Below are 5,337 nucleotides of genomic sequence, written 5' to 3' on the forward strand. Positions count from 1 at the left end.
TCCTGCACAGCTGGCGCAGCACGGTGATCACCGGCCTGACGCTGCCGATCGCGGTGATCTCGGCGTTCATCGCGGTGTACGCGTTCGGCTTCACGCTGAACTTCATGACGATGATGGCGCTGAGCCTGTGCATCGGGTTGCTGATCGACGATGCGATCGTGGTGCGCGAGAACATCGTGCGCCACGTGCACATGGGCAAGAGCCACGTGCAGGCGGCGCATGACGGCACCGAAGAGATCGGGCTGGCGGTGATGGCCACCACCTTCGCGATCTGCGCGGTGTTCGTGCCAGTGGCCTTCATGAAGGGCATCATCGGCAAGTTCTTCTTCTCGTTCGGCGTCACGGTGGCGGTGGCGGTGCTGGTGTCGCTGTTCGTCAGCTTCACGCTCGACCCGATGCTGTCGAGCATCTGGCGCGACCCGCCGACCAACCGCCTCGCGAAGCTGCCGGTGCTCGGCCACCTGATGCGCTGGACCGACCGCGGCATGGACGTGCTGCACGTCGTCTACGAGCGCACGATCCGCTGGGTGTTCTCGGGCCGGCGCTACCGCGTGTTCGTGCCGCCGATCCCGGCCTATGGGCGCCCGTTCGATGCGGCGGGCAAGCGCGACAAGTCGCAGCCGCGCCGTTTCCGGCTCGTGACGCTGACGCCGCGCGGACTGGTCGGCTGGGGCGCGTTCGGCAGCCTCGTGCTGGCGCTCCTGCTGTCGACGCAGATCGGCAACGAGTTCATCCCCGAATCGGACAACAGCTACATCCAGCTGAACGTGACGCTGCCGGTGGGCACCAGCCTGCAGCGCGGCAGCGCGAAGCTGGCGCAGGTGGAGCAGGTGATCCGCGTCATGAGTGAGGTGCGCCTGACCTCGACGACGATCGGCGACACCGGCAACGGCAGCCGCAACTCGGCGACGCTCGCGATCCAGCTGGTGAAGCCCTCCGAACGCAAGCGCACGCAGAGCGAGGTCGAGGCGGCGATGCGCGAGGCGCTGAAGCCGATCCCTGGCATCGAGATCACGGTCGGCCAGCAGCCGATCTACGTCGCGCTGCTCGGGCCCGATCCGAAGGTGCTCGAGACCGAGGTGCAGCGGCTCGCCGACAAGGTCGCCAAGGTCAAGGGTATCGCCGACCTGACGACCTCGGTGAAGCCGGGCCTGCCGGCCTATGCGGTGCGGCTGAAGCCCGACGCGGTGCGCGAGCTGGGCCTGACCACCAGCCAGCTGGCGACCAGCCTGCGCAGCTACGTGAACGGCGATGTCGCGACCTACTGGACCTCGCCCGACGGCGAGCAGGTCGACGTGGAACTGCGGCTGCCGCAGGCCTCGCGCGAGAACATCACGCAGCTCGACAGCCTGCCGGTCGCGTACGCGAAGGACGGCACGCCGATCGCGCTGTCGCGCGTGGCCGACATCGTGCCGGTGGTGAACCCGCTGGTGATCAAGCGCCAGGACCTGCAGCGCCGCCAGGCCATCTATGCCGGCACGCAGGGCCGCCCGAGTGGCGACGTGGGCGCCGACGTGCAGAAGATCGTCAAGGAGACGCAGCTGCCGCCGGGCTACCGCTTCGACGTCGGCGGGCAGACCAAGGACCAGGCCGAGGCGCTCGCCGGCATCCTGACGGCGGTGGTGGCGGCGATCGTCTTCATCTACATCGTGCTGGCCTCGCAGTTCGGCAGCTTCCTGCAGCCGATCGCGATCATGGTGTCGCTGCCGCTGGCGCTGCTGGGCGTGATGATCGCGCTGTGGGTGACGCGCTCGACGCTGAACCTGTTCTCGATGATCGGCCTGGTGATGCTGATGGGGCTGGTGACGAAGAACGCGATCCTGCTGGTCGACTTCGCGAACCACGGCCGCAAGGCCGGCCTCTCGATGGCCGACGCGCTGCTGCAGGCCGGGCTGGTGCGGATGCGCCCGATCATCATGACGACGGCCGCGATGGTGTTCGGCATGCTGCCGCTGGCGCTCGCGCTCGGCGAGGGCGGCGAGATCCAGGCGGGCATGGGGCGGGCCATCATCGGCGGCGTGATCACGTCGACGCTGCTGACGCTGATCGTCGTGCCGGTGGTGTATTCCTACCTCGTGCGAGAGCGCAAACCCTCGCCGGTGCACGACGAAGCACCGGCCCTGCCGAGCGGGGATCTCATCGCCAAGTAGTCAGAACAGGTGCCCGACGTTGAACCAGGTCAGCAGGCCCAGCGCCGCGAAGATCGCCGCCGCGATGCCGTGCACGAGCTTGATCGGCAGCTTCGTCGCGGCCTGGTGCCCGAGCAGCACCGCGGGCACGTTGGCCAGCATCATCCCGAGCGTCGTGCCGGCCACCACCGCGCCGAGGTCGGCATAGCGCGCGGCGAGGGCGACGGTCGCGATCTGCGTCTTGTCGCCCATCTCGGCGAGGAAGAACGCGATCACCGTGGTGCCGAACACGCCGAAGCGCTGCGGGGTGGCCTCGTCCTCGTCGATCTTGTCGGGGATCAGCATCCACGCGGCCATCGCGAGGAACGACCCGCCGATGATCCAGCGCAGCGTGTCCGGCCCGAGCCAGGCTGCGATCGCGGTGCCGACGGCGCCGGCCAGCGCATGGTTGACGAGGGTCGCGACCAGGATGCCGAGGATGATCGGCAGCGGGCGGCGGAACCTGGCGGCGAGCAGCAGCGCGAGCAGCTGGGTCTTGTCGCCGATCTCGCCGAGCGCGACGGCGCCGGTCGAGACGAGGAAGGCTTCCATGAGGGGGCAGTACTCCGGGGCCGGTGGACGCAACGACCGCGCCGCAACCCCGGCCCTTCCGGAGGCAGCACGGTCATCGGTCTTGCCAGGCCTGTGACAGGGTCACTGCTGCCTGCGCCATGGCCTGAGGGCCAAGTGTGTTGACGCAAGCCCCTGCAGTGGCTGCAGGGCGGCTACTCCCCAATGACGGGTGGGGCGCATTGTAGTCGCGGCGGATGTCGTCGAGGCTGACGGTGAGGTCGATGTCCAGTGTCGAGTAGTCGCCCGTCAGGCGATCGGTGGGGCAGGCTGCAGGGCGGGTTGTCATCGTCGCTTCCTTCTCGGCAAGTGCGGGAAGCGGCAGTCTGCAAGTCAACTCGTAACCAGATGTGGCCATTGAGTAACCCACCGGATACATCTTGGCGGATCGGCTGTCACGGAAGTCACACCTGGCGCGACACGTGGATCACGTCGCGCACGATCGGGTAGATGTGGTTCTGCCAGCGCCGGCCGCTGAAGACGCCGTAGTGGCCGACGCCGGCTTGCACGTAGTGCGTGCGCAGGTACGGCCGCAGCCCGCTGCACAGGTCCTGCGCGGCGAGGGTCTGGCCGGGCGCGCAGATGTCGTCGCGCTCGCCCTCGACCGTCAGCAGCGCGGTGCGGCGGATCGCGGCCGGCTCGACCGGGCGCCCGCGGAACGTGAGCCGGCCGAGCGGCAGCGCGTACTCCTGGAACACCAGCCGCACGGTCTCGAGGTAGAACTCGGCCGGCAGGTCGGCGACCGCGAAGTACTCCTCGTAGAAGTTGCGCGTCGCGGCGGCCTGCTTCAGCCGGTCTTCATCCGGCTGCGGGTGCGCCAGGTTCTCGTAGTAGGTCTTGAAGGCGTTGATGTGCCGGTCCTTGTTCATGCTCATGAACGCGGTCAGCTGCACGAAGCCCGGGTAGACGCGGCGGCCGGCGCCCGGGTAGCGCCACGGCACGACGCCGATCAGGTGCTTCTCGAACCACGCGATGTCCTTGGTCATCGCGAGCTTGTTGACCTCGGTCGGGCTGATGCGGCAATCGATCGGCCCGGCCATCAGCGTCAGGCTCAGCGGCGTGGCCGGGTGGCGGTCCTGCGACATCACCGCGACGGCGCTCAGCGCGGCCACGCAGGGCTGGCAGATCGCCATCAGGTGCGCGCCCTCGCCGATCGCCGCGAGGAAGTCGATCAGGTGCTGCGTGTACTCGTCGAGCCCGAACGGGCCGGCCGAGAGCGGCATCTCGCGGCCGTTGTGCCAGTCGGTGATGTAGACGTCGTGGTCGGCGAGCATCGTGCGCACGGTGTCGCGCAGCAGCGTCGCGAAGTGGCCGGACATCGGCGCGACGATCAGCACCCGCGGCTGCGGCGCCGCGGTGGGGTTGCCCATATCCTTGCGGAAGTGCAGCAGCGTCGCGAACGGCGTCACCAACGCGACCTCCTCGGTGACGGCCACCGGCTCGCCGGCGACGAGCACGCTCTCGATGCCGAACGCCGGGCGGTGGTGCGTCACCTGGGCCAGGCCCATCAGCTCGCAGGCGGCCGCGAGCTTGCGGTTGCCTGCGAGCGCCGACCAGCCGAAGCTCGGGTCCTGCAGCATCGGCAGCGCCGTGCGCGCGAGCGCCTGCAGCGGCCACATCATGTCGGCGTGGGCCTGGTAAGCCTGGTACATCATGGGTTCTCCTGCGCGCGGTAGCGTGCACCGAAGAACGAGCAACTTGCGCGCCAGCCGGCCGGCACGCACCAGGCCGTGGCACAGCGCTTGCAATGCCGTACCGGACACGCCGCCCCGCCGCGTGGTTTCGGAGACCCCGCATGTCGACCGTCGCCGCGAAGAAGCCTGCTGCCAAGCCTGCTCCGAGGAAGGCGGAGGCTGCCACGGCGAAGGCGACGCTGACGCTCAGCAGCCGCAACTACTCGTCGTGGTCGCTGCGCGGCTGGCTGCTGGCGCGCTTCGCCGGGTTGGACTTCGACGAGGTGATGGTGTCGCCCGACGACGCCGATGCGCGCAAGGAACTGCTGCTGCTCGCGCCGTCGATCCGCGTGCCCTGCCTGACGCACGAGGGCGCGAAGGTGTGGAACACGCTCGCGATCGCGCAGTACCTGGACGAGATCAAGCCGGGCGCCGGCCTGATGCCGAAGGACCGCATCGCGCGGGCGCATTGCCGTTCGGTCAGCGGCGAGATGAACTCGGGCTTTGCGAACCTGCGCAGCTCGCTGCCGATGAACCTGAAGGCGCATCACCCGGGGCACAAGATCTGGGCCGGCGCGCAGCCCGACATCGACCGCATCACCGAGATCTGGACAGAGTGCCTCGAGGCGTACGGCGGCCCGTACCTGTTCGGCGCRCAGCGCACGATGGCCGACGCGATGTACGCGCCGGTGGTCACGCGCTTCCTGACCTACGGCGTCAAGCTGAACAAGCCCTGCATCCTCTACTGCCAGGCCATCATGGCGATGCCGGAGATGATGGAGTGGATCGCGGCGGCGAAGGCGGAGCCCGACGACATCGAAGAACTCGACATGGAGTTCTAGCGTCGTTGTTGCGTTGGCGCGGAAGGCGCGCGCGGGGAGTCTGTGGCTCGCCGGCCGGGTCGGTCATTGCCCCTGGCGGGGCAA

General features: G+C 68.8%; 4 protein-coding genes and 1 riboswitch. Of the genes, 2 read left to right on the plus strand and 2 right to left on the minus strand.

What is annotated here, in order from left to right; translation table 11 throughout:
• Nucleotides 1-2,150 (plus strand): efflux RND transporter permease subunit (locus AC1D12_RS23745; protein ID WP_477843255.1); only part of this gene is annotated, 2,150 nt, incomplete at its 5' end.
• On the opposite strand, the gene AC1D12_RS23750 is transcribed toward AC1D12_RS23745, so the two are convergent.
• Both AC1D12_RS23750 and AC1D12_RS23755 read right to left on the minus strand, forming a co-directional pair.
• A complete protein-coding gene (locus AC1D12_RS23750) occupies nt 2,151-2,720 on the minus strand; it encodes a TMEM165/GDT1 family protein (protein ID WP_477843257.1) in 570 nt (189 codons plus the stop codon).
• 8 nt (nt 2,721-2,728) lie between these two features.
• Nucleotides 2,729-2,914, minus strand: a riboswitch (yybP-ykoY riboswitch).
• Between the two features lie 228 nt (nt 2,915-3,142).
• Nucleotides 3,143-4,393, minus strand: a complete 1,251-nt coding sequence (locus AC1D12_RS23755) for a polyhydroxyalkanoate depolymerase (RefSeq protein ID WP_477843259.1) — start codon at nt 4,391-4,393, stop codon at nt 3,143-3,145.
• Nucleotides 4,394-4,533: 140 nt separating this feature from the next.
• On the opposite strand from AC1D12_RS23755, the gene AC1D12_RS23760 reads away from it, so the two are divergent.
• On the plus strand, nt 4,534-5,253 hold the full coding sequence (locus AC1D12_RS23760; RefSeq protein WP_477843261.1) for a glutathione S-transferase: 720 nt from the start codon (nt 4,534-4,536) through the stop codon (nt 5,251-5,253).
• The last annotated feature ends 84 nt before the right edge of the window (nt 5,254-5,337 follow it).

This window comes from Rhizobacter sp. P1_G5 (assembly GCF_056405435.1).

Excerpts from the sequence above, each read along its gene's own strand:
- AC1D12_RS23750 (WP_477843257.1), bottom strand. The coding sequence starts at position 2,720 with ATGGAAGCCTTCCTCGTCTCGACCGGCGCCGTCGCGCTCGGCGAGATC.
- AC1D12_RS23755 (WP_477843259.1), bottom strand. The coding sequence starts at position 4,393 with ATGATGTACCAGGCTTACCAGGCCCACGCCGACATGATGTGGCCGCTG.